Raw genomic sequence first — 21,882 nt, forward strand, 5'->3', positions numbered from 1 at the left:
CGCACCGCGGACCACCGGGAGAGCGGACCGCGACCGCGGCCAGCTCGAACCCCACGAGAAGGAAAAGAACATGGCACCGAAAAAGAAGGTCACGGGTCTGATCAAGCTTCAGATCAACGCCGGCGCCGCGAACCCGGCCCCGCCCATCGGCCCGGCCCTGGGTCAGCACGGCGTGAACATCATGGAGTTCTGCAAGGCGTACAACGCCGCGACCGAGTCGCAGCGCGGCAACGTCGTCCCCGTCGAGATCACCGTCTACGAGGACCGTTCGTTCACGTTCGTCCTCAAGACCCCGCCCGCCGCGGAGCTCATCAAGAAGGCCGCCGGCGTCGCCAAGGGCTCGTCGACCCCCCACACCGACAAGGTCGGCAAGCTCACCATGGACCAGGTCCGTGAGATCGCCACCACCAAGCAGGCCGACCTGAACGCCAACGACATCGACGCCGCGGCGAAGATCATCGCCGGCACCGCCCGTTCCATGGGCATCACGGTCGACGCCTAGCCACACCCCCTCGTGCAGGCGACCCGCCTGCACGCACCAGACACCAGTGGGAGAGCCGGCCAGGCTCGCTACCACGTCCCCAGCAACGAAGAGGTCCAACATGGCTCAGAAGTCCAAGGCGTACCGCGCCGCCGCCGAGAAGATCGAGGCCGGCAAGTTCTACAGCACCAGCGAGGCCGTCGCCGTCGCTCGTGAGACCGGCTCCAAGAAGTTCGACTCCACGGTCGAGGTCGCGCTGAAGCTCGGCGTCGACCCGCGCAAGGCGGACCAGATGGTGCGCGGCACCGTGATCCTCCCGCACGGCACGGGCAAGACCGCCCGCGTCATCGTCTTCGCCACGGGTGCTGCGGCCGAGGCCGCCATCGCCGCCGGTGCGGACGAGGTCGGCGGCGACGAGCTCATCGAGAAGGTCGCGGGCGGCTACACGTCGTTCGACTCGGCCGTCTCTACGCCCGAGCTCATGGGCAAGGTCGGCCGCCTCGGAAAGGTCCTCGGACCCCGTGGCCTCATGCCCAACCCGAAGACGGGCACCGTGACCCCCAACGTCGCGCAGGCCGTCAACGACATCAAGGGCGGAAAGATCGAGTTCCGTGTCGACAAGCACGCCAACGTGCACTTCGTCATCGGCAAGGCCGGCTTCTCGGAAGAGCAGCTGAACACCAACCTCGACGCCGCCCTCGACGAGGTCGTCCGTCTGAAGCCGTCCTCCTCCAAGGGCCGCTACATCACCAAGGGCACGCTGTCGACGACCTTCGGTCCCGGCATCCCCCTCGACATCAACGTCTTCTAGGCCGCAGCTGCCCAGGCAGCGCACCTCGATCACCTGATCGTCACGACAGGCCGTCCCGCTCTCGAGCGGGGCGGCCTTCGTCGTCCCTGCGCCCGCACCGCCGGCGCCCGCACCCTCCGCACCTACACCTGTCGTTCCCGCGTGCACCCGTGGGCGCGCGCGAGAGTCCGCGCGGGTTCCGCGGGTCTCGGCGCGATCGCCCGCGTCAGGCGAACGGGGCGCCGTCGTCGTGCCCCCGCGCCCGCACCTGCCGCGCCTGCATCCGTCGTTCCCGCGGACACCCCGCGTTCCCGTGTGCACCCGTCGGCGCGCGCGAGGGTCCGCGCGGGTTCCGCGGGTTCCGCGGGTTCCGCGGGTGTCGCTGGGGTCAGCCGCGCCCGGCGCGCACGGCGAGCACGAGGAGGCGCGGGTGCGGCACCATGGAGACGTGACCGTCACCGCCCGCCCCGCCACCGCCTCCGACGCCCCGGCCCTCGCCTCCGTGGCGGCTCTCACGTTTCCCCTGGCCTGCCCGCCCGGCACCGACCTGGCCGACATCGCCCGGTTCGTGACGACGGTGCTGAGCGAGCGGCGGTTCGACGAGTACCTCGCCGATCCGACTCGGCACGTGCTCGCCCTGGAGGACGACGCGGTCGCACCCGCGACCCCGCTGCTCGGGACCCCGCTGCTCGGGACCCCGCTGCTCGGGTACGCGATGCTCGTCACGGGCGACCCTGCCGACGCCGACGTGGCGGCCGTGGTCGCCGCCCGCCCCGCCGTCGAGCTGAGCAAGCTCTACGTGGCCCCTGACGCCCACGGGCAGGGTGCGGCGCGCGTGCTCATGGAGGCGACGCTGGCGACGGCCAGGTCGACCGGCGCCTCCTCGATCTGGCTGGGCGTGAACCAGCAGAACCTGCGGGCCCAGGCCTTCTACGCCAAGCACGGGTTCGAGGGGGCCGGCACCAAGCGGTTCACCGTGGGCACGGAGACCCACGACGACTTCGTGCTCGTGCGCGCGCTCTAGGCCGCGCAGCGGACCCCGGGCGAGGTCGTCACTCGTCCGCCACGCGCAGCACCAGCTTGCCCCGCGTGTGGTTCTGCTCGAGACGGCTGTGGGCGTCGGCGGCGTCGGCCAGGTCGTAGATGTCGTCGACGTGCACGCGCAGGTCGCCGGAGTCGATGAGGCGGGAGAGCACCGCGAGGGTCGCCGCGTCGGGGCAGACGGCGAAGCCCGTGGACCGGACGCCCTTCGCCTCGGCCTTGGCCGCGAAGGCGCGCCACGACCGGAGCGGAGCGTGCACGGCGAGGCCGCCCGGCCGCAGCACGGCCAGGGACTGCGCGGCGACGTCGTCGTCGTCGACCAGGCCGATGACGACGTCGACGTCGCGGACGCTGCGGGAGAGCTCGACGGAGCCGTAGTCGACGACCTCGTCGGCACCGAGGTCACGCAGCCAGCCGCTGTTGCGCTGCGACCCGGTGGCGACGACGTGCGCGCCGAAGTACGACGCGAGCTGCACGGCGAAGTGCCCCACGCCTCCGGCGCCGGCCTGGACGAGCACCCGCTGGCCCTCGTGCGCCTTGGCCACCTCGACGACCATGCCCCAGGCGGTCAGGGCAGCGAGCGGGACGCCGGCGGCCTCGACGTGCGAGAGCGTCGCGGGCTTCCGGGCGAGGGAGGTGGCAGGCACGCTGATGTACTCGGCGTACGTGCCGCTCGTGTGCGGGAACGCGGCCATGCCGAAGACCTCGTCGCCCGGGCGCAGCGGGTGGGCGGCGTACGGAGCCTCGACGACGACGCCGCTGAAGTCGTGGCCGAGCACCGCCGGCCAGGTGCGGACGGCGCCGCTGTCGGCGCGACCGGAGCGGGCCTCGGCGTCGACCCGGTTGACGCCGGCGGCGTGCACCGCGACCAGCACGTCCGAGCCGACGCGGCAGGGCCACGGCAGGTCCGCCGCGACCAGCTCCTCGGGCCCTCCGGTCTTCTCGATCACCATGGCACGCATCGTCGTGTGCGTCATCGGGCTCCTCTGTCCGTCCACGGCGCCCCGCCGGGGCGCCCGTCACCCCAGTGTCGACAGCGGATGAGTCGGTCGTGTTTCACGGGTGTCACCGTCTGGCGAAACCTCGCTACGGTGACGTCATGACACCCTCGACGCCCGCCGCTGCGACCACCGTCCCCGCCGTCGTGCCCGCGACCGTGCGACTGCTCGCGGCCCTGGCCGTGGTCGCGGCCGTCGTGGGCCAGTGGGTGCGGAGCGTCGAGAGCCCCGTGTACCAGTTCGCGAACTTCTTCGGCTACTTCACGATCCAGTCGAACCTGATCGCCGCGGTGGCGTTCGTCGTCGGCGCGGTGTTCCTGCTGCGCCGCCGGGCCGCGCCCGAGTGGAGCATCGTGCTTCGCGGCGCCGCCGCGACCTACATGGTCACGACCGGCATCGTCTACAACCTGCTGCTCACGAACGCGGCCCTGGACAACTCGTTCAACGTGCAGTGGTCGAACGACGTGCTCCACAAGTGGATGCCGCTCTTCGCGCTGCTCGACTGGGTGCTGGTCGGCGACCGGGGGCGCATCGCGTGGCGTCGGCTCTGGGTGTTCCTTGTCTACCCGCTGGTCTGGGTCGTCGTGGTGCTGCTGCGCGCGCAGTCGTTCGTGCCGTACCCGTTCCTCGACGTCGAGCGCCTCGGCGCGGGCGGGGTCGCGGTCTGGTGCCTGGTCATCGCCGTCGTGATCGTGGGGCTGAGCGCCCTCGTCATCGTGCTGAGCCGGGTGCGGGTGCTCGGGGTCGACCACGGGGGAGCAGCCCGACGCAGCGAGCCACGCCGCCGCGACGCGGCTCAGCGCAGCGGGTCGTAGGGCGGCGGCTCGTAGGCCCGGACGCCGGGGGCGAACGGGTCGACCGGGGCCTGGCGCGCGAGGGTGTCGAGCACGGTGTCGGCGAGGCCCACGAGGCGGTGGATCTCGTCGTCGTCGCGGTCGACCCACCGGCACTGCGGCACGGAGTCGACGGGGACGAAGTCGAGGTGCTGCTCCCACACGACGAGGGTGCGCTCGGCACCGAGGACGTACTGCTGCCAGAACACCTGCCGCAGGTACGAGCGCGGGATGCTCGTCCAGGCCTTCTTCGTGGTCTTGATCTCGCAGAGCTCCACGGTGCCGTCGTCGCGCACGGCCACGCCGTCGGGCGTCGCGAGGTGTCGCTGCTGCTCGTGGGCGTGGAACAGCTTCGAGCTCGGCGCGATGCGGTGCTCGGACAGCACCCAGCGGGCGATCTCCGGCTCGCGGGCACGACCGTGGTCGGTGTAGGCGTTGCCGCCGAAGCCGTTGCCGTACAGCTTGTCGAGCACGACGGCCTGCACGGCGCGGGGGCTCGAGAGCCGCGCGACGTCGGTGGCCGTGATGCCGCGGCTGCGGGCACGCAGCCACGCGATGCGGTCGGTCGAGTCGGCGAGCACGCGGAGCTCGTGCGCCGGACGGCGCGGAGCCGGGGGAGGCGCGGCGAGGGTCTCGTCGTCGTCCCAGAGCGAGAGCATGGGCTGGACGACGGACATGCCTCCATTGTCGCTCGTGACCGGGGCAGGTCGCGACAGGGCGCCTCCTCGTGTCGGCGCCGGTCGGCGCCGGTCTGCGACAGTCGGCGTCGGCCGGGCGTCAGACCGCGGCGGCGAGCTCGTCGATGGCGGCGGGGGAGAGCGCGTGGTGGATCGCGAGCATGCTGGCGCCGATCACGGCCGCCCTCTGGCCCGAGCGCGACTGGACGATGCTCAGGTGCTCGGTGGCCAGCGGCATCGAGCGCGAGTAGACCACCTCGCGGACGCCGGCGATGAGGTGCTCGCCGGCCTGGGCCATCGAGCCGCCGATCGCGATCGTCGACGGGTTGATGAGGTTGACGCACGCCGTCAGCACCTCGCCGATGTCCCGTCCGGCCTGGCGGACGGCCTGGATGGCGTCGATGTCGCCCCCGCGCACGAGGTCGATCACCTCGGCGCCGCCGGCGACGTCGTGGCCCTCACGGCGGAGGGCGGCCGCGATGGCCGGTCCCGAGGCGACGGCCTCGAGGCAGCCCACGTTGCCGCAGTGGCACGCGATGCCGGCGCCGCGCGGCACCTGGACGTGGCCGATGTCGCCCGCGATGCCCTGGGCGCCGCGCTGCAGCCGGCCGCCCGAGATGATGCCGGAGCCGATGCCCGTGGCGACCTTGACGAAGAGGAAGTGGTCGACGTCCGGCCACGCGAAGCTGCGCTCGCCCAGGGCCATGATGTTGACGTCGTTGTCGACCAGGACCGGCACGTCGAGGTGGCCGCGCACCCACCCGGGGACGTCGAAGCCGTCCCAGCCGGGCATGATCGGCGGGTTCACGGGCCGGCCGGTGCTGAACTGCACGGGGCCGGGGAGCCCGATGCCGACCCCGATCAGGTCGCGGCGGCTGCGTCCGAGCTCGGCGAGCAGGGCGTCCGCCTCGGCCACCATCGTCGCGAGCACCGGCTCGGGTCCGTCGGCGATGTCGAGCAGCGAGCGTCGCCCGATGAGCGTCTCTCCGACGAGGTCGGTGAGCACGAGGTTGAGGTGGCCGGCGCCGAAGTCGGCCCCGAGCACGACCCGGGCCGACGGCACGAGGGCGACGCGGGAGGGCGGGCGACCGCCCGTCGAGACGGCGTCGGCGAAGGGCCCGACGAGCCCGAGCTCGACGAGGGCGTCGAGCCGCAGCCCGACGGTCGACCGGGCGAGACCGGTCATCGCGGCGAGCTCGGCGCGGGTGCGCGGGCGGCCGTCGCGCAGCAGCTGGAAGAGCTCGCTGGCGCCGGTGCCGCCGAGCGCGGACGACCGCGTCGTGTCGGACATGCTGAGCAGTAAAGCACAGGGCGAGGCGACTGCCGAGACAAGGGCGCCGATCGATGACGACTTTTGCTTGCGCTCCGACAGAAGTGGTCCTATGGTCGGTCTCGATCAGCGGTGATCGACTCCCCACGAGGGGCAGCGACGCCGTACTCGCCCCACTCGAAGAGGAGTCCCCCTGGTGACATCACCGATCTCGGTCCAGCTCTACACGGTCAGGGACGCCATCGCGGCCGACCTGCCCGGCACCCTCCAGCGCCTCGCCGACATCGGCTACACGCAGGTCGAGCCGTGGGGCTTCGTCGAGCGCGTCGAGGAGTACGCCGAGGCGCTGCCCGCCGCCGGCCTCACCGCGCCGAGCGCCCACGCCAAGCTCGTCGGCCAGGACCTCGAGCCGATCTTCGCCGCAGCCGTCCGGCTCGGCGTGGGCACCGTCATCGACCCGCACATCGACGAGACGCGCTGGGTGACCCGCGAGGACGTCGAGGCGATCGCCGCCGAGTTCGTCGCGATCTCCGACGCCGCAGCGGCCCACGGCCTCTCGGTCGGCTACCACAACCACGAGTTCGAGCTCGAGTCCGTCATCGACGGCACCCCTGCCCTCGAGATCTTCGCCGCGGCCCTGCCGGCCGGCGTCGTCCTCGAGATCGACACCTACTGGGTCGAGGTCGGCGGCGTCGACGCTGCCGAGCTGCTGGCCCGTCTCGGCGACCAGGTGCAGTTCCTGCACGTCAAGGACGGCCCCAAGAGCAAGGACGACTCCGAGCAGGTCGCCGTCGGCAAGGGCGTCATGCCCGTCCGCGACATCCTCCGGGCCGCCCCGCAGGCCCTCGCCGTCGTCGAGCTCGACGACACCCGCGGCGACGTGTTCACCGCCCTGACCGACAGCTACGAGTTCCTGCAGGGAGTCCGCGCATGACCGACACCGCCACGACCGCCGACACCGTCGCCTCCCGCGACGCCCGCACAGGCCCAGTCGGGGTCGGCGTGATCGGCGCCGGAGTGATCAGCGACCAGTACCTCGGCAACCTGACGAAGTTCCCCGACCTCGAGGTGCTCTTCGTCGCCGACATCGACGAGCCCCGGGCCGCGGCCCAGGCCGAGAAGTGGGGCGTGCCCGGCAGCGGCTCGGTCGACGAGCTGCTCGCCCACGACGGCGTCGAGATCGTCGTGAACCTCACTATCCCTGCCGCCCACGTCGAGGTCGCGCTGAAGGCCGTCGCAGCCGGCAAGCACGTCTGGGGCGAGAAGCCCTACGCCCTCGACCGCGAGAGCGGCGCCCGTCTGCTGCAGGCCGCGAAGAAGGCGGGGGTGCGGGTCGCCGTCGCTCCCGACACGTTCCTCGGGTCGGGCATCCAGACCGGGCTCCGCGTCGTCCGTCGCGGCGACATCGGCACGCCCCTCACCGGCCTGACGCTGTTCCAGGTGCCCGGCCCGGAGTCGTGGCACCCGAGCCCCGAGTTCTTGTTCGCCTACGGTGCCGGTCCCATGTTCGACGTCGGCCCTTACTACCTGACGACCCTCGTGCAGGTCTTCGGCCCGGTCGCGAAGGTGACGGCCACCTCCTCGAAGGCCCGCGAGACGCGCGTCATCGGCTCCGGCCCCAAGGCGGGCACCGAGTTCCCCGTCGAGGTGCCCACGCACATCAGCGCCCTGCTGCAGTTCGAGAACGGCGCGAGCGCGCAGGCCGTCTTCAGCTTCGACTCGAAGCTGGCCCGTGCCGGGTTCGTCGAGATCGCGGGCACCGAGGGCACCGCCGTCTTCCCCGACCCGAACGAGTTCGAGGGCGACACCGTCGTGCACACCGGCGGCGAGGAGCCGACCGTCGTGCCCGCCTCCGGCTCGACGTTCACCCGCGGCACCGGCGTGGCCGAGCTCGCCCAGGCGATCCGCGAGGGCCGTCGCGAGCGCGTCCCCGGCGAGCTGGCGTTCCACGTGCTCGACGTCATGGTCTCGCTGGCCGAGTCGGCCGAGCGCGGCGAGGGCGTCGTCGTCGAGTCGTCGCTCGAGCCCACGCCCGAGCTGCCAGAGGACTGGGACCCGTCCGTCCCGACCCTCGGCTGAGCCGTCGGCGGGCCGGCCTCGACGACGAGGCCGGCCCGCCACCGGGACACCGTCCCCCCTCCACTTTCCCTCCCGAAGCACCGAAGCACCGAAGCACCGAAGCACCGAAGCACCACAGCACCACAGCACCACAGCACTTCCCCCGCTCGATGAAGAGACCTCTCGAAGATGAGAAACCAGGAGAAGACATGAACACCAAGAAGTTCCGCTGGGTCGCCGCCGTCGCCGTCGGCGTCGTCGCAGCAGGCTCGATGACCGCGTGCTCCGCCTCCGGCGGCAGCGGCGACAGCGACACGATCACCTACTGGGCCAGCAACCAGGCCCCCACGGTCGAGCGCGACGCCGAGATCCTGCAGGAGTCGATCGACCGCTACACCGAGGAGACCGGGGTGGAGGTCGACCTCGAGGTCATCCCGTGGTCCGACCTCTACAACCGCATCCTCACCGCCGTCTCGAGCGGCGAGGGCCCCGACGTGCTCAACATCGGAAACACCTGGGCGGTGTCGCTGCAGTCGAGCGGCGCGTTCGTGCCGTGGGAGGGCGAGGCCCTCGACGAGATCGGCGGCCAGGACCGCTTCGTCCAGTCGAGCTTCGCCACCGGCGGCGCCGAGGGCCAGGCCCCGACGTCCGTGCCGATCTACGGCCTGTCGTACTCGCTGTACTACAACACCGCCATGTTCGAGGCGGCCGGCATCACCACGCCGCCCGCCACCTGGGACGAGTTCGTCGAGGACGCCAAGAAGCTGACGATCGACACCGACGGGGACGGCCAGATCGACCAGTGGGGCGTCACGATGGCGGGCTCGAGCATCACGAACAACGCCCACCAGGCGTTCGTCCGCGGCCTGCAGAACGGCGGCGAGCTGTACGACGGTGACGGCAACCCCGACTTCGGCAACGACGGCGTCGTGACCGGCGTCAAGGAGTGGGTCGACCTGATGGCCGTCGACAAGGTCGTCTCGCCGTCCGACGCCGAGAGCGTGAACGGCTCCGACATGGCGGCGACCTTCGCGGAGGGCCAGGCCGCGATGTTCTTCGACCAGGCGCCCGGCGACAACCTCAAGTCGCGCAACTTCACGGACTACGCCGCGGCCCCGGTGCCGATGGAGACCGCCGACGCCACCGGCCTCGAGGGCACCCAGAGCCACGTCGCCGGCATCAACGTCAGCGTCTTCGCGAACTCGGGCAACAAGGAGGCGGCGATCGACTTCGTCAAGCACCTCACGAGCGACGACGAGCAGAAGTACCTCAACGAGTCGTTCGGCTCGCTGCCCGTGGTCACCACCGCGTACGACGACCCGGCGTTCCAGACGGACGTCATCAAGCTGAAGCAGACGATCCTCGCGGACCACGCCCAGCCCATGCCCCTCTACCCCTCAGAGGGACAGATGGAGACCCTGGTCGGCACCGCGATCAAGGACCTCCTCGCCACCGCGGCCCAGGGCGGCTCCGTCAGCGAGGCCGACGTGAAGTCGGCCCTCGAGGACGCGAACAGCCAGATGACCACGGGTCAGTAGCCCCGTCCCACCGTGCGGGGACCCGTCCGGTCGGCAGCGCCAGCGCTGTCGGCCGGGCGGGCCCCCCTGCCCCGCCCGAGAGGACCGTCATGACCGTCAACGTTCTGCCCCCCGCCACCGCCGAGAAAGAGTCGGCCCCCGATCCGCACCAGCAGGCTCCGATCGAGCCCGCGAAGCGCAAGAAGCACCGCTCGCCGCTCGCCTACTTCCTGGTCGCCCCCGCTGCCCTGGCCGAGCTCCTCGTCCACATCGTCCCGATGGTGCTCGGCATCTGGATCGCGTTCATCACGCTGAACCAGCTGAGCATCGCCAACTGGGTCAACGCGCCCTTCGTCGGCCTGCAGAACTTCGTCACGGCCCTCGACCCGAGCTCGCCCATCGCCGGCCAGCTCTACGGGGCCCTCGGCCGCACCCTGCTCTTCACCGTGATCGTCGTCGCGATCGCCTGGAGCATGGGCATGCTCGGCGCCGTGCTTCTGACCAGCTCGTTCAAGGGGCGCGGACTGCTCCGCACGCTGTTCCTCGTGCCGTACGCGCTGCCCTCCTACGTCGGCACCATCGCCTGGGCCTTCATGTTCAACCAGCGCGACGGGGCCATCAACCGGTTCCTGGTCGACGACCTCGGGATCCTGCAGGACAGGCCCTTCTGGCTGCTCGGCGGGAACTCGTTCTGGGCGATCGTGATCGTGACGGCCTGGCAGTTCTGGCCCTTCGCGTTCCTCATGCTGCTCGCGGCGCTGCAGAACATCCCGGGCGACGTGTACGAGGCCGCCAGCCTCGACGGCGCGAGCCTCTGGAAGCAGTTCACGAACATCACGCTGCCGATGGTGAAGCCGGCCAACGCCGTCCTGCTGCTCATCATGAGCCTCTGGATCTTCAACCAGTTCAACGTGCCCTACGTGCTCTTCGGCCCGGCCTCGCCCGAGCAGGCGACGCTCATCTCGCCGCTGATCTACCAGCAGAGCTTCAACAACTGGAACTTCGGCCTCGGCGGCGCCATGAGCGTGATGCTCCTGGTCGTGCTGCTGATCGCGTCGGCGTTCTACATCCGGATGGTCCTCCCGAAGGGGCAGCACGACAATGATTGAGACCCGCGGCTTCAAGATCTTCCGCTTCTTCGGACTGGCGTTCCTGTCGCTGGTCGTGATCGTCCCGCTCTACGTGGTGCTCACGACCTCGATCAAGCCGCTGGCCGACGTGCAGGGCCTGTTCACCTGGATCCCCTCGCGCGTCACCCTCGAGCCCTACGTCCAGATCTGGCAGACGGTGCCCCTGGCGTCGTACTTCAAGAACAGCCTGATCGTGACCATCTCCGCGACGATCCTGTCGGTGGCGATGGCCGTGCTGGCCGCCTACGCGCTGGCTCGCCTGCGCTTCAAGGGCCAGCGCAGCTTCAGCCTCGTGGTGCTGTCGACGCAGATGTTCCCCGGCATCCTGTTCCTCCTGCCGCTGTTCCTGATCTTCGTGCAGATCCAGCGCACGGTCGGGGTGCAGCTGACGGGCAGCTACCTGGGTCTGATCATCACCTACATGACGTTCAGCCTGCCGTTCTCGATCTGGATGCTGACGGGCTACTTCGCCTCCATCCCGAAGGAGCTCGAGGAGGCGTCGATGATCGACGGCACGGGTCGCCTCGGCGCCCTGTTCCGCGTGATCATCCCCGTCGCGAAGCCCGGCATCATCGCCGTCGCGGTCTACGCCTTCATCACGGCCTGGGGCGAGGTGCTCTTCGCCTCGGTGCTCACGAGCAAGGACACCCGCACCCTGTCGATCGGCCTGCGGGCGTACGCCTCGCAGCAGGACGTCTACTGGAACCAGCTGATGGCGGCCTCGGTCGTCGTGTCGCTGCCGGTGCTGATCGGCTTCATGCTCGTGCAGAAGCACCTGATCACCGGTCTGTCGTCCGGTGCCGTCAAGTGACGCCGACCGGCCGGGCGTGACGGGGGAGGGGCGGTGACCGACGTGGGGGAGGCGCCGCCTCGCCTCGCGGACGTCGCTCCGACCCGGAGGGTCACGGCCCCGGTCGCGCCCCTCCGGGTCGGGGTGGTGGGCGGCGGCTTCATGGGCCGGGTGCACACGGCCGCGGCCAGGGCCGCGGGCGCGCAGGTGGTCGCGGTCGCGTCCTCCAGCGCGGCCAGCGCCTCCTGGGCCGCCGACGCCCTCGGCATCCCGACCGCGCACGAGAGCGTGCACGACCTGCTGGACGACCCCGGCGTCGACGTCGTCCACCTCTGTGCCCCGAACGCCGTGCACGCCGGCCTCGCCCTGGCCGCCCTGGCGGCCGGCAAGCACGTCGTCTGCGAGAAGCCCCTCGCCACCTCGGCCGTCGAGGCCGAGGCGCTCGTCCTCGCCGCCGGCGCGGCAGGGCGGACGGCGGCGGTGCCGTTCGTCTACCGGTACCACCCGATGGTGCGCGAGGCGCGGGCCAGGGTGGCCGCCGGCCGCACCGGTCGGGTGCTGAGCGTCCGCGGCAGCTACCTCCAGGACTGGCTGCTCGACCGCGACGACGTCGACTGGCGCGTCGACTCGGCCGCCGGAGGTCCGTCGAGGGCCTTCGCCGACATCGGCAGCCACCTCGTCGACCTGGTGGAGTTCGTGCTCGGCGACCGCGTCGCGCGCCTCTCGGCCGTCGTCGACCGCGTGCACGACGAACGCGGCGGGCGCCCCGTCGACACCGAGGACGAGGCCGCCGTCGTCTTCGAGACGGCCGTCGGCGTCATCGGCACCCTCTTCGTGTCGCAGGTGGCGCCGGGGCGGAAGAACCGCCTCCTCGTCGACGTCGCCGGCACGGCCGAGAGCCTCGAGTTCTCGCAGGAGGAGCCCGACCGGCTCTGGATCGGACGTCGCGCCGCGTCCGAGGTCGTCGCGCGCGACGCGGCCCGGCTCTCGCCGGACGCCGCCCGCCTGTCGACGCTGCCCGCCGGGCACCCGATGGGCTACCACGACGCCTTCACCTCGTTCGTCCGGGACGTCCACGACGCCGTGCGCGGCGGACGGCCCGAGGGGCTGCCGACCTTCGAGGACGGCCGCCGCGCCGTCGTCGTCACGGAGAGCGTCCTGCTCGCCGCCGCCGAGCGGCGCTGGGTGGACGTGCCCTCGTGAGCGACCGCCCCGTGCGCGGAGTGGACCAGGATGGAGCTGCGCCGTCGCGCCGACGCGCCGATGCACCCACGACGAGAGAGGTCGACATGGGCGAGAGCTCGCACCCCGTCACGCTGTTCACCGGCCAGTGGGCCGACCTGCCGCTCGAGGAGGTCGCGGCGCTCGCCGCGGGCTGGGGCTACGACGGCCTCGAGATCGCCGCGTCGGGCGACCACCTCGACCTCGAGCGCGCCGACGAGGACGACGCGTACCTCCGCGGCCGCCTCGACGTCCTCGAGCGGCACGGCCTCGGCGTCTGGGCCATCTCGAACCACCTCACGGGACAGGCCGTCTGCGACGACCCGATCGACTTCCGGCACCAGGCGATCGTCCGGCCGAGCACGTGGGGCGACGGCGAGCCCGAGGGCGTCCGTCAGCGCGCGGCCGAGGACATGAAGCGGGCGGCCAGGGTCGCCCGGCGGATGGGCGTCGACACGGTCGTCGGGTTCACGGGATCGAAGATCTGGCCGTACGTGGCGATGTTCCCGCCCGTGCCCGAGAGCGTCATCGAGGCCGGCTACGAGGACTTCGCGGCCCGCTGGAACCCCATCCTCGACGTCTTCGACGGCGAGGGCGTGCGGTTCGCCCACGAGGTGCACCCGTCCGAGATCGCGTACGACCACTGGACGAGCGTCCGCGCGCTCGACGCGATCGAGCACCGCGACGCCTTCGGCTTCAACTGGGACCCGTCGCACATGCTCTGGCAGGGCGTCGACACGATCGGGTTCATCGTCGACTTCGCCGACCGGATCTACCACGTCGACTGCAAGGACACCCGCGTCCGGCCGAGCAGCGGCCGCGCCGGCGTGCTCGGCTCGCACCTGCCCTGGGGCGACCCGCGCCGCGGCTGGGACTTCGTCTCGACCGGGCACGGCGACGTCGACTGGGAGTCGGCGTTCCGCACCCTCGACGCCGTCGGCTACGCCGGGCCGATCTCGATCGAGTGGGAGGACGCCGGCATGGACCGGCTGCACGGGGCGCCCGAGGCGCTGGCCCACGTGCGCTCGCTGCTCTGGCCCCGGCCGACCGCCTCCTTCGACGCGGCCTTCTCGAACCAGTAGCCCCTCCTCCGCCCCCTCCTCATTCAGGAACATCGGTCCTGATCCGCGCGGCGGGGGGAGGCGCGTTCCTGATCCGTGCACCGTTCAGGAACCGCGAGGGCGCAGTTCCTGAATGCGGAGGGCGAGCCGAGACCCGAGCCCTGACAGAAGTCCGACACAGAGAAGAGAGACACCGTGCCCCGCACCCTCCAGCCCGGACAGTCGAGCCGCGTGCTCGTCATCGACCCTGCCACCGGCGCCGTCGAGGTCGCGCTCGAGAGCGCGAGGGTGCTCGTCGAGGCGCCCAACTGGAGCCCCGACGGCCGCTGGCTCGTCGTCAACGCCGACGGGCTGCTCTGGCGCCTGCCGGCGGACGCGCGGGGCGTCGACGAGACGGCGCTCCAGCCCGTCGCGATGGGCGACGTCCCCGAGATCAACAACGACCACGTGATCGCGCCCGACCAGGGCAGCGTGTTCGTCAGCTCGCGCGACGGCCACCTCTACGAGGTCCCGTGGGACGGCGTCGCGCCCGGCGGCGAGGCACGCCGCGTCACGCGCGAGCACCCTGCCGACCGGAACCACAAGAACTACCTGCACGGCGTCTCGCCCGACGGCGCGACCCTCAGCGTGATCGTCGGCGCGCTGCCCGAGGCGGCAGCCGACCCGGACGACGAGGAGGCGCGGGCCGGCTGGCAGACGAACGTCGTGCTGGTCTCGGTGGCCGACGGCGCCCCGACCTCCGTGACCGCGGACGGCCATCCCGACGACGGTGCGGAGTTCTCGCCGGACGGTCGGCACGTCTGGTTCAACTCGGAGCGGGCGTCGGACGGCGTGGCGGGCCACGCGCAGCTGTTCCGTGCCCGGCCCGACGGCGGCGACCTCGTGCAGGTCACCGACGACGAGCTCGTGAACTGGTTCCCGCACGTCTCGCCCGACGGGGCGACCCTGCTCTGGCTCGGCTACCCGACGGGCACGCTCGGCCACCCCGAGGACCGCGACGTCGTGCTCCGGACCCTGCCGCTCGGCCCGGACGGGCTGCCGGTGCCGGGGGAGCAGTCGCACGACGTGCTGCGGCTGCTCGGCGGCCAGGGCACGGTCAACGTGCCCTGCTGGGCGCCCGACTCACGGCGCTTCGCCTGCGTCGACTACCCGCGCGGCTGACCGAGCACGACGGGAGACGCCGAGGGCGGGCCCCGGCGCCGCACCGGGTCCGCCCGAGGACTCGGACGTCAGGCCGTCAGGCCGTCGGCAGCAGCTCGGCGACCTTCCCGCCCGCGATGCGCAGGCGCCGCTCGGCCCGCCGGGCCACGGCCGAGTCGTGCGTGACGATGACGAGGGTCAGCTCGCGGTCGCGCCAGACGCCCTCGAGCAGGTCCATGATCTCGTCGCGGGTGGCCTCGTCGAGCGACCCGGTCGGCTCGTCCGCCAGCAGCACGGTCGGCTCCTTGACCAGGGCGCGCGCGATGGCGACCCTCTGCTGCTGACCGCCGCTGAGCTCGCCCGGCAGGTGGTCGGCGCGCTCCGCGAGCCCGACCGAGGCCAGCGCCTCCTTCGCCCTCGTCCGTCGCTCGGGGCGGGGCACCGAGTCGTCCGCGAACGCCGTCTCGACGTTCTCGGACGCCGTCAGGGTCGGTATCAGGTTGAACCCCTGGAACACGAAGCCGACGTCGCGGGCCCGCACCGCCGCCAGCGCGCGGTCGCCCGCCGTCGAGAGGTCCGAGTCGCCGAGGCGGACGGTGCCGCTCGTCGGCCGGTCGAGTGCCCCGAGCATCTGCAGCAGGGTCGACTTGCCGCCTCCGGTCGGCCCCTGGATCGCGACCATCTGGCCGGCGGGGATCTCGAGGTCGACCCCGTCGAGGGCCGTGACCGTCCGCTTGCCCTGCGCGTAGGTCTTGGTGACGTCGGTGAGCGTGTACATGGGCGCGGTGCCTCCGGAGGCGGTGGTCGGGTCGGCGAGGCCGGCGGGTGCCGGCAGGGTGCTGGGGCTGGGGCTGGGGCGGGTGCTGGTGCTGGGGCTGGTGGCGCCGGCCGGGTCGACGAGCGCCCCGGTCATGCGACGCTCCTCAGCGCCTCGGCCGGGCGGAGCCTCGACGCGCGCCACCCGCCCACGGCCCCGGCGAGCAGCCCGCCGACGACGGCCAGCCCGACCGCGAGGAGCACGACCGAGATCGTGACGGGAGCGTGCAGGACGACGTCGGTCGTGGCCGCGGCCATCTGCTGGCCGAAGCCGCCGCCGCCGCCCGCCGCCGCGCCTCCTGCATCGGCCGCCGCACCGGGACCGCCGGCGCCGGGACCCGCCGCCGCGGTCGTGGCCGCGGCGGACAGGGTCGGCGCGACGAGGTTCACGACGAGCACCCCGACGAGACCTGCCGCGACGCCGACGACGCCGCCGACGAGGCCCTGCACGAGCGACTCGCCCGCCACCTGCCGGGTGATCCGCGCGTTGCTCCAGCCGATCGCCTTGAGGGTGCCGAACTCGCGGGTGCGCCGGCCGACGCCCGACACGGTGAAGAGGATCGCGATGAGGAACGCCGCGGCCAGCACGATCACCGAGAGCCAGGTGCCGAGCTTCCCGATCAGGTCGGAGGCGGTCGTCAGCGAGCCGGAGACGCTCGACGCGAGGTCGGACTGCGTGCTCACGGTCGCGTCGGGCAGGGCCGCCTGCAGGTCGGTCTTCAGGGAGTCGACGCCGCTGGCGCTCGCCGCGGTCACGAAGACGTCGCTGATCTGGTCGGTCAGGCCGCTGAGCGCCTGCGCCGTGTCGAGGGGGACGTACGCGTCGGAGGCGGTGGCCGCGTCGGACGACGTGGACGCGACGATCCCCACCACGGCGAAGTCCGTGCCGCCGACGGCCAGCGTGTCGCCGACCGCGAGCTCGGCGCTCGTGGCGTAGGTCTGGTCGAGCACGACGACGTCGGCGCCCGCGTCGTCGGCGGTGAGGGCGCGGCCGTCGACGAGCGACGCGCTGGTCAGGGGGCCGACCGAGGCCGCGCTCGGGTCGAGGCCGGTGACCGAGAACTGGTCGACGTCGAAGGCGCTGCCGCCGGCGCCGTCCGCCCCGCCGGTGGGAGGTGCGGGCTGGGTGCCCGAGTCGGTCCCGTCCGTGCCGGTGCCGGTGCCGCCGTCCGCGCCCGCACCTCCTGCGGTGCCCTGGGAGAAGTCGGGCAGCGTGCCCGAGAAGCTCGAGTTCTCGAGGCTGAGCGTGGCCGTCGCGGCGGACACGCCGTCGACGCCCTCGACAGTGGCCAGGGCCGACGAGTCGAAGGTCGCGGTGCCGCGGGCGGCCGAGAGGGTGCTCTGGGCGACCTCGGTGCTGCCGTCGTCCGTCGTCGTGCCGTCGCCGGAGCCGAAGGCGAACTGCTGGCCGGGGCCTCCGCCGTCCGCGCCCGGCTCGGCCGCCTGGGTGATCGTGACGTCGGTGCCGACCCCGTAGACGGACTCGAGCACGGACGACTGGGCGTTCCGCACGCCGGCCGCCACGCCGCTGACGATGATGACGAGCGCGATGGCGAGCGCCATGCCCGCCGCGACGACCACGGTCTGCTTGCGTCTGTTGCTCAGCTCTCTGAGCAGGTAGGTCAGGAACATCGGGGGTCTCCTCGGTGCAGGGGGATCCACAAGGGGATCGGGTCGGAGGCGACGCTAGGCACGCGGTCTCGCAGCACTCGATGGGCCGCCCATGAGGTTCCTATGAGCGACGCGCAGCCGACGCATCGGAGCAGCACAGTCCGTTCATAGGAACCGGCTCGAAGCTGAGTAGGTGACCACGACGACCCCCACCCCTGCACAGGCCCCCCGACTCACCCGGGCCGACGGCTCGCCCCTCAGAGTCCTCGTCGTCGACGACGAGAACAGCCTCACCGACCTGCTCTCGATGGCCCTCCGCTACGAGGGGTGGGACGTCAAGGCCGCCGCCGACGGGCAGGGCGCTCTCGCGCTGGCCCGCGAGTTCCAGCCCGACGCGATCGTGCTCGACTGGATGCTGCCGGACATCGACGGCATCCAGGTGCTCGGCCGCCTGCGTGCAGGGGGCGACGACACCCCGATCCTGTTCCTCACCGCGAAGGACTCGGTCGAGGACCGCGTGTCCGGCCTCACCGCCGGCGGCGACGACTACGTCACGAAGCCGTTCTCCCTCGAGGAGGTGGTGGCCCGGCTGCGAGGCCTCATCCGCCGGTCGGCCTCGGCCGTCAGCGAGGCCGGCGACAGCCGCATCGTCGTCGGCGACCTGGTGCTCGACGAGGAGAGCTACGAGGTGCACCGCGGCGACCGCGAGGTCGAGCTGACCGCCACGGAGTTCGAGCTGCTGCGCTTCCTGATGCGCAACCCGCGCCGGGTGCTCAGCAAGGCGCAGATCCTCGACCGCGTCTGGAGCTACGACTTCGGCGGCAAGTCGAGCGTCGTCGAGATCTACATCTCGTACCTCCGCAAGAAGATCGACGCGGGTGAAGAGGCGATGATCCACACCGTGCGCGGCGTGGGCTACGTCATCAAGCCCACGTCGTGAGCGCGGCCGCACCCGGAGGGTCCCGTCTCGGCGGGCTCCTCGGGCGCGTGCCCCGCGCCTCCGCCCCCCTCACGCTCCGCAACCGCCTGATCCTCAGCATCGTCGCCATCGTCGTGCTCCTGACCGTGGTCATCGGCACCGTGAGCGTGGTCGCGCTCCGCGGCTCGCTGATGCGCCAGCTCGACGACGACCTCGCGAGCGCGACCGGCCGGGCCGTGGCCGCCGCCTCCGTCGGGGGATCGTCCGGCCGCCCGAGCCTGAGTCCGGACAGCGACGCGCTCGGTGCGCCCCGCCAGGCGCCGGGCACCTTCACCGCCGTGCTCGTCGGCGACGTCGTGCAGCAGGCCTTCACCGTGACCGAGAGCGGCGAGCTCGAGGACCCGCTGACCGACGAGATCACCTCGGCGCTGGCGACCGTGCCCGACGCGGGCGGCCCGGTCACCGTGTCGCTCGGCTCGGACCTCGGCGGCTACAGGGTCGAGGCCGTCCCCGTGACCCTCACGTCGCGGAGCGGCGGCACCGTGTCGTCGGGCTACCTCGTCGTGGGCCTGCCGACCGACAGCGTGACCCAGACCGTCGCCGGGATGATCGCCTCCATCGCCTTCGTCACCCTGCTCGGCCTCGTCGTCGCGATCCTGATCGCCTACGCCGTCGTGCGGCGGGCGCTGCGGCCCCTCGAGCGGCTGTCGGACACGGCGCTGCGCGTCGCCGAGCTGCCCCTCGACCGCGGCGAGGTCGCGCTCGCCGAGCGCGTCGACGAGCAGGACACCGACACCCGCACCGAGGTCGGCCGGGTGGGCGCGTCGCTCAACCACATGCTCGGGCACGTCGCGGCGGCGCTGGAGGCGCGGCAGCAGAGCGAGAACAAGGTGCGGCAGTTCGTCGCCGACGCCTCGCACGAGCTGCGCACCCCCTTGGCGTCCGTCCGCGGCTACGCCGAGCTGACCCGGCGGATGGGCACGGGCCTGCCCGACGACGTCGTCTACGCGATGGGCCGCATCGAGTCGGAGTCGCTGCGCATGACGTCGCTCGTGGAGGACCTGCTGCTCCTCGCCCGCCTCGACGAGGGTCGTGACATCGTCGTGGCCGACGTCGACCTCACCCGCGTCGTGCTCGACGCCGTCAACGACGCAGGGGTGGCCGACCCTGCCCACGACGTCGACGTCGTGCTGCCCGACGAGCCGGTGGTCGTGCCGGGCGACGCGATGCGGCTGCACCAGATCGTCGCGAACCTGCTCACCAACTCCCGGACCCACACGCCGGAGGGCACGCCCGTGCACGTCGCCCTGGGCGTCGACGAGGTGGCGCGCCGTGCCGTCGTCACGGTGTCCGACGAGGGCCCCGGCATCGACCCGGCGGTGCTGCCCGTGCTGTTCGAGCGCTTCGCCCGGGCCGACAGCTCGCGGTCGCGCAAGGCCGGCTCGACCGGGCTGGGGCTCGCGATCGTCGAGGCCGTCGCGCACGCCCACGGCGGCGACGTCGCGGTCTCGAGCAGCCCCGACGGCGCCGCCTTCACGGTGCGCCTCCCGCTCACCGTGCCGCCCGCGCCCGCGCCCGCGTCGCCGCCTGCCGCTGCCGCCTGACCTGCGCCCGTCGTGCACCCCGGAGTGGACGATGCACCCCGTCGTTACGAGGTGCATCGTCCACTTCGGGGTGCCGGGCGCGGGCGCGGGCGCGGGCGCCGCACGAGCCGCCGCCGTCACGCGGCGCGGGTCGACGGGGATTCCCGCTCGCGTGAGCAGGGCGGCGAGGCGGCGCGGGGCGGACCGCGCTGCCGTGCGACGCCACCGAGCAGGCGGAGCCGAGCACCACGGCCCTCGTCTGCAACACGAGCCGGCCTCGAGGGTCGAGCGCGTCCCAGGTCGGCTGTTCCACGAAGACGCCTCGGCGCACGCGCACGACCTGGCGGGCCGCGACGGCCCGACGCAGGCTACGAGCCTCGCGCGACTGTGCGCCGTGCGTGGCGGCGAACGAGAGCGGGACGGTCAGCGGGTCGAGGTCGAGGAGGGGCATCCCGACACTGTCGGGGACGCGGGCGGTCAGGCGCGCGTCGGTCGCGCCTCCTGTGGATCGTCGGCGGTCCGTCCACAGCTCGCGGCGATCGGCCGGCACGTGCCTGTAGACCGGCGGACACCTCGCCGTGGACGATGCACCCCGATACGACGGGGTGCATCGTCCACTACGGGGTGCGTAGCGACCGCCGACCGACCGCAAGAGGCGCGACTTGCGTCGACGCGCCTCCTGCGTCTACTGTGTACCCAGCCCAAGACCGCCGGTTGTCCTCGTCTGCTCGCAGACGGAGGCCGAAGGTTCTCGAGAGAGAGCGACCAGCGCAGGTGTGTGAAGTCGTTCCTCGCTTCTGCGAGATCCAGCTCCGTGCGCCAGCGCCGGAGCTTTTTCCATGCCCCGTCCTCGGACGAGACGTGAGCGAGTGCCAGGGGGCTGCCGGCACACCCACGTTTTAGGAGAGCCATGGCGAACAAGGAAGCATCGGTCGCCGAGCTCACGGAGAACTTCCGTAGCTCGACCGCCGTTCTGCTCACCGAGTACCGCGGTCTCACTGTGGCAGAGCTCAAGGAGCTCCGCACCGCCATCAGTGCAGACGCGACGTACGCCGTGGTGAAGAACACGCTCAGCAAGATCGCGGCGAACAACGCCGGCATCAGCTCGTTCGACGACGAGCTCGTCGGCCCGTCTGCGATCGCCTTCGTGCACGGAGACCCTGTCGCCGTCGCCAAGAGCATGCGTGACTTCGCCAAGGCACACCCCGCGCTGATCGTGAAGGGCGGTTACTTCGACGGTAACGCCCTGACCGCAGCCGAGGTCACCAAGCTCGCCGACCTCGAGTCGCGGGAGGTGCTGCTGGGCAAGCTGGCCGGCGCCTTCAAGGCCTCGCTGTTCGGCGCTGCTTACCTGTTCAACGCTCCGCTGTCGCAGGCCGTCCGCACGGTCGAGGCGCTGCGCGCGAAGCAGGAAGCCGACAGCTAACAGCTGTCGCAGCAACCACCACCACTTAAAGAACACAACAAGGAGAACACCATGGCGAAGCTCACGCAGGACGAACTGATCGAGGCCTTCAAGGAGCTCACGCTCATCGAGCTCAGCGACTTCGTGAAGAAGTTCGAAGAGGTCTTCGAGGTCACCGCTGCTGCCCCCGTGGCCGCTGCCGGTGCCGCCGGCCCCGCCGCCCCCGCCGAGGAGGTCGAGGAGAAGGACAGCTTCGACGTCGTCCTCGAGGCTGCCGGCGACAAGAAGATCCAGGTCATCAAGGAGGTCCGCGCGCTCACGAGCCTCGGCCTCGGCGAGGCGAAGGCCGTCGTCGACGGTGCCCCCAACACCGTCATCGAGGGTGCGAACAAGGAGACGGCCGAGAAGGCCAAGGCTCAGCTCGAGGCTGCCGGCGCCACCGTCACCCTCAAGTAGTCTGCGGGGCCCACGGCCCCTCGCGATCTCGGTCGCACAGCACTGCCTGCTCGTCCGCGAGCACACGAGGCGCCGCTCCCCACGG

21 protein-coding genes are annotated in these 21,882 nt (G+C 72.0%); 16 read left to right on the forward strand and 5 right to left on the reverse strand.

Features of this window, described 5'->3' with window-relative positions; all coding sequences use genetic code 11:
- Positions 1-70 precede the first annotated feature (70 nt).
- From rplK to ES689_RS01295, 3 genes are all read left to right on the forward strand, one after another.
- A complete protein-coding gene (rplK, locus tag ES689_RS01285) occupies positions 71-502 on the forward strand; it encodes a 50S ribosomal protein L11 (RefSeq protein ID WP_123546698.1) in 432 nt (143 codons plus the stop codon).
- 100 nt (positions 503-602) lie between these two features.
- Positions 603-1,292 (forward strand): 50S ribosomal protein L1, encoded by a 690-nt coding sequence (gene rplA, locus ES689_RS01290; RefSeq protein ID WP_123546697.1) that lies wholly within the window; start codon positions 603-605, stop codon positions 1,290-1,292.
- A gap of 427 nt (positions 1,293-1,719) precedes the next feature.
- Positions 1,720-2,295: a GNAT family N-acetyltransferase gene (locus ES689_RS01295; RefSeq protein ID WP_146899167.1), complete on the forward strand. Its 576-nt coding sequence runs from the start codon at positions 1,720-1,722 to the stop codon at positions 2,293-2,295.
- A gap of 28 nt (positions 2,296-2,323) precedes the next feature.
- Here the strand turns inward: ES689_RS01295 and ES689_RS01300 are convergent, their stop codons facing one another.
- Positions 2,324-3,289 (reverse strand): NADP-dependent oxidoreductase, encoded by a 966-nt coding sequence (locus tag ES689_RS01300; RefSeq protein ID WP_223269319.1) that lies wholly within the window; start codon positions 3,287-3,289, stop codon positions 2,324-2,326.
- 122 nt (positions 3,290-3,411) lie between these two features.
- On the opposite strand from ES689_RS01300, the gene ES689_RS01305 reads away from it, so the two are divergent.
- On the forward strand, positions 3,412-4,125 hold the full coding sequence (locus ES689_RS01305; protein ID WP_191330119.1) for a Pr6Pr family membrane protein: 714 nt from the start codon (positions 3,412-3,414) through the stop codon (positions 4,123-4,125).
- On the opposite strand, the gene ES689_RS01310 is transcribed toward ES689_RS01305, so the two are convergent.
- Entirely contained in the window at positions 4,107-4,820 is a 714-nt protein-coding gene (locus ES689_RS01310; protein WP_223269320.1) for a YqaJ viral recombinase family protein, read from the reverse strand. The two genes, ES689_RS01305 and ES689_RS01310, sit on opposite strands and share 19 nt — an antisense overlap.
- Positions 4,821-4,920: 100 nt before the next feature.
- On the reverse strand, positions 4,921-6,111 hold the full coding sequence (locus tag ES689_RS01315) for an ROK family transcriptional regulator (RefSeq protein ID WP_146899170.1): 1,191 nt from the start codon (positions 6,109-6,111) through the stop codon (positions 4,921-4,923).
- Positions 6,112-6,286: 175 nt separating this feature from the next.
- On the opposite strand from ES689_RS01315, the gene ES689_RS01320 reads away from it, so the two are divergent.
- From ES689_RS01320 to ES689_RS01360, 8 genes are all read left to right on the forward strand, one after another.
- A complete protein-coding gene (locus ES689_RS01320) occupies positions 6,287-7,024 on the forward strand; it encodes a sugar phosphate isomerase/epimerase (RefSeq protein WP_146899173.1) in 738 nt (245 codons plus the stop codon).
- Positions 7,021-8,169: a Gfo/Idh/MocA family protein gene (locus ES689_RS01325; protein WP_146899176.1), complete on the forward strand. Its 1,149-nt coding sequence runs from the start codon at positions 7,021-7,023 to the stop codon at positions 8,167-8,169. The genes ES689_RS01320 and ES689_RS01325 overlap by 4 nt, the downstream gene beginning before the upstream one ends.
- 188 nt (positions 8,170-8,357) lie before the next feature.
- On the forward strand, positions 8,358-9,686 hold the full coding sequence (locus ES689_RS01335) for a sugar ABC transporter substrate-binding protein (RefSeq protein WP_146899179.1): 1,329 nt from the start codon (positions 8,358-8,360) through the stop codon (positions 9,684-9,686).
- 89 nt (positions 9,687-9,775) lie between these two features.
- Positions 9,776-10,774 carry a carbohydrate ABC transporter permease gene (locus ES689_RS01340; RefSeq protein ID WP_146899182.1) on the forward strand — a complete coding sequence of 333 codons (999 nt, stop codon included), beginning with the start codon at positions 9,776-9,778 and terminating at the stop codon, positions 10,772-10,774.
- Positions 10,767-11,606: a carbohydrate ABC transporter permease gene (locus ES689_RS01345; protein ID WP_146899186.1), complete on the forward strand. Its 840-nt coding sequence runs from the start codon at positions 10,767-10,769 to the stop codon at positions 11,604-11,606. The genes ES689_RS01340 and ES689_RS01345 overlap by 8 nt, the downstream gene beginning before the upstream one ends.
- Positions 11,607-11,639: 33 nt before the next feature.
- Positions 11,640-12,788, forward strand: a complete 1,149-nt coding sequence (locus ES689_RS01350; RefSeq protein WP_223269321.1) for a Gfo/Idh/MocA family protein — start codon at positions 11,640-11,642, stop codon at positions 12,786-12,788.
- An 86-nt stretch (positions 12,789-12,874) separates the two neighbouring features.
- Positions 12,875-13,888, forward strand: coding sequence for a sugar phosphate isomerase/epimerase (locus ES689_RS01355; protein ID WP_146899189.1), 1,014 nt, complete (start codon positions 12,875-12,877; stop codon positions 13,886-13,888).
- Between the two features lie 174 nt (positions 13,889-14,062).
- Positions 14,063-15,028 (forward strand): PD40 domain-containing protein, encoded by a 966-nt coding sequence (locus ES689_RS01360; RefSeq protein ID WP_146899192.1) that lies wholly within the window; start codon positions 14,063-14,065, stop codon positions 15,026-15,028.
- A gap of 76 nt (positions 15,029-15,104) precedes the next feature.
- Here the strand turns inward: ES689_RS01360 and ES689_RS01365 are convergent, their stop codons facing one another.
- Together ES689_RS01365 and ES689_RS01370 are read right to left on the reverse strand one after the other, a co-directional pair.
- Positions 15,105-15,785, reverse strand: a complete 681-nt coding sequence (locus ES689_RS01365; protein ID WP_146901648.1) for an ABC transporter ATP-binding protein — start codon at positions 15,783-15,785, stop codon at positions 15,105-15,107.
- 131 nt (positions 15,786-15,916) lie between these two features.
- Positions 15,917-17,455, reverse strand: coding sequence for an ABC transporter permease (locus ES689_RS01370; protein ID WP_146899195.1), 1,539 nt, complete (start codon positions 17,453-17,455; stop codon positions 15,917-15,919).
- Positions 17,456-17,627: 172 nt separating this feature from the next.
- Here ES689_RS01370 and ES689_RS01375 point away from each other — a divergent pair, with 172 nt between their 5' ends.
- From ES689_RS01375 to rplL, 4 genes are all read left to right on the forward strand, one after another.
- Entirely contained in the window at positions 17,628-18,374 is a 747-nt protein-coding gene (locus ES689_RS01375) for a response regulator transcription factor (protein ID WP_123546686.1), read from the forward strand.
- Between the two features lie 47 nt (positions 18,375-18,421).
- Entirely contained in the window at positions 18,422-19,957 is a 1,536-nt protein-coding gene (locus ES689_RS01380; protein ID WP_146899198.1) for a cell wall metabolism sensor histidine kinase WalK, read from the forward strand.
- Positions 19,958-20,846: 889 nt separating this feature from the next.
- A complete protein-coding gene (gene rplJ, locus ES689_RS01385; protein WP_123546685.1) occupies positions 20,847-21,362 on the forward strand; it encodes a 50S ribosomal protein L10 in 516 nt (171 codons plus the stop codon).
- Between the two features lie 51 nt (positions 21,363-21,413).
- Positions 21,414-21,797: a 50S ribosomal protein L7/L12 gene (rplL, locus tag ES689_RS01390; protein WP_123546684.1), complete on the forward strand. Its 384-nt coding sequence runs from the start codon at positions 21,414-21,416 to the stop codon at positions 21,795-21,797.
- Positions 21,798-21,882: the final 85 nt, after the last annotated feature.

The sequence above is a fragment of the Frigoribacterium sp. ACAM 257 genome (assembly GCF_007954365.1).
In the GTDB taxonomy this organism is placed as follows: domain Bacteria; phylum Actinomycetota; class Actinomycetes; order Actinomycetales; family Microbacteriaceae; genus Frigoribacterium.